Raw genomic sequence first — 2,098 nt, forward strand, 5'->3', positions numbered from 1 at the left:
GTGCACGGGCGGGCCGTGCGGATTTCGAAGCCCAGGGAGCTCAGTTCGGCGAGCAGGTTGCGCAGGGGCACGAGGTGCAGGGGGCGGGGGCGGTCGTGCGGCTTCCACAGGCGGCGGTTCCTGCCGGACAGGGCGCCGAACGGGCGGGCCGGGTCCGGGACTTCGAGCAGGAGAAGGCCGCCGGGACGCAGCACCGCGCGGGCGGCACGGAGCTCCTCGCGGGGGTCGGCGGCGTGTTCGAGGTGGTGGAACATGCTCACCACGTCGTAGCGGGCGCGCAGCCGCGCGCTGATCTCCGGGTCGGTGAGCAGGCCCCGGTACGCCTCCTCCACGCGCCCGGCCTCCCAGGCCCGGTCGACGCGCGGGGTCGGGTCGAGGCCGTCGAAGGAGGTGTACGGGTGGATCTCGCGCGCGGCCTCCGGGAAGTGGCCGTGTCCGGTGCCGACGTCGAGCCAGCTCTCCGGTTCGGGGTACGGCAGCAGCGCGCGGGCGGCGCCCCGCAGATGTCGGCGGCGCCGTCTGCCGACGGGGTCCGCGCCGAGGTCGTCCTCGGCGGCGTGCTGGTGATACCGGAGCAGCAGCCCGTCCGTCGTGGGCCGGGGGTTCTGGAAGGCGTGCGCGCAGTCCCGGCACTCGTCCACCACGAACGTGCCCGGCGTGCGCCGCCGTCCCTCCGGCGCGCGCACCCGCGTACGCAGTTGCCGCGAGCCGCACCATGGGCAGTCGTCCCGGCGCGGTTCGTGGAAGGGGTCGAGTCCCGCGAGGGGGCCGGGCTCCGGCCGCGGGGTGGGGGACATGGCGGCTCCTGGGCGAGGTAGGGACATTCGCCCCAAAAAGGTACGTACGTGGGCCCGCTCCTCGGCGCAATGACGTGCCGGTGGCGCGGTGGGACGTTCGTGCGTCACGGGGCCCCCGGTGTGGCGCGGTCGTGTTCGATCCCTGCCGGTACTGTTCGGCGAATGAGCTCGCTTAATCTCGACGACTTCACCGATCTGATCGAGCGCCCCGACGGTGGGGTGCGCCGCGACGCCGAGGCGCGGCGGGAGAGGCAGATCGTGCCGCCCGGGGCGCTGGGCCGCCTCGACGAACTGGGTGAGTGGCTGGCGGCGGCGCAGTCGGCCGTGCCGGTGCGGCCGATCGAACGGCCCCGGGTGCTGCTGTTCGCGGGCGACCACGGGATCGCCGAACTCGGCGTCTCCGCGCGGGCCGCCGGCACCGCGGACCAGCTGGTGCGGGGCGTCCTCGACGGCAGCAGCCCGGTGGCGGTGCTGGCCCGGCAGCTCGACGTACCCGTCCGCGTGGTGGATCTCGCGCTGGACTGCGACCCTGAGGCGTTGCCCGCCGAGGTCGTACGGCATCGGGTGCGGCGCGGGTCCGGGCGTATCGACGTCGAGGACGCGTTGACGGCGGAGGAAGCGGAGGCCGCGTTCCGGGTGGGCGTCGCCCTCGCGGACGAGGAGGCGGACTCCGGTACCGACCTCGTCGTCCTCGGTGATGTGAGTGTCGGCGGGACCACGGCGGCGGCGGTCCTCGTCGCCGGGCTGTGCGGGACCGACGCGTCCGTCGTGACCGGGCGCGGTGGGCGGGCGATCGACGATCTGGCGTGGATGCGCAAGTGCGCGGCCGTACGGGACTCCCTGCGGCGGGCCCGGCCGGTGCTCGGGGACCAGTTGCAGCTGCTGGCGACCGTGGGCGGGGCGGATCTCGCCGCCATGACCGGGTTCCTGCTGCAGAGCGCGGTGCGCAAGACGCCGGTGATCCTGGACGGCGTGGTGTCGGCGGCGTGTGCGCTGGTCGCCCAGCGGGTCGCGTTCCGGGCGCCGGACTGGTGGCTGGCCGGGCAGGGCAGTGGGGAGCCGGCGCAGGCCAAGGCGCTCGACCGGATGGCCATCGAGCCGCTGCTCGACCACGGGGTGAAGGTCGGCGAGGGCGCGGGCGCGCTGCTGGCGCTGCCGCTGGTGCGGGCTGCGGCGGCGTTGGCGGCGGAGCTCCCCGAGGGGCAGGGTGCGGCTGTGCCGGAGAAGTCGGCCGAGAATCACGCCGGGGAGGACTACGACGCGACCTAGGTTCGGGGGCCCGGGGGGTGCGTTGTCGGGTG

2 protein-coding genes are annotated in these 2,098 nt (G+C 75.1%); one reads left to right on the forward strand and one right to left on the reverse strand.

Annotation, left to right across the window (positions count from 1 at the left end; genetic code table 11):
* A partial coding sequence (locus tag P1P70_RS43835) for a class I SAM-dependent methyltransferase (RefSeq protein ID WP_319247975.1) occupies positions 1-797 on the reverse strand: 797 nt, incomplete at its 3' end.
* Between the two features lie 162 nt (positions 798-959).
* Between P1P70_RS43835 and cobT the strand changes: the two genes are divergently transcribed.
* Entirely contained in the window at positions 960-2,066 is a 1,107-nt protein-coding gene (gene cobT, locus P1P70_RS43840; protein ID WP_319247977.1) for a nicotinate-nucleotide--dimethylbenzimidazole phosphoribosyltransferase, read from the forward strand.
* Positions 2,067-2,098 lie beyond the last annotated feature (32 nt).

The organism is Streptomyces sp. MB09-02B (genome assembly GCF_033794485.1).
In the GTDB taxonomy this organism is placed as follows: domain Bacteria; phylum Actinomycetota; class Actinomycetes; order Streptomycetales; family Streptomycetaceae; genus Streptomyces.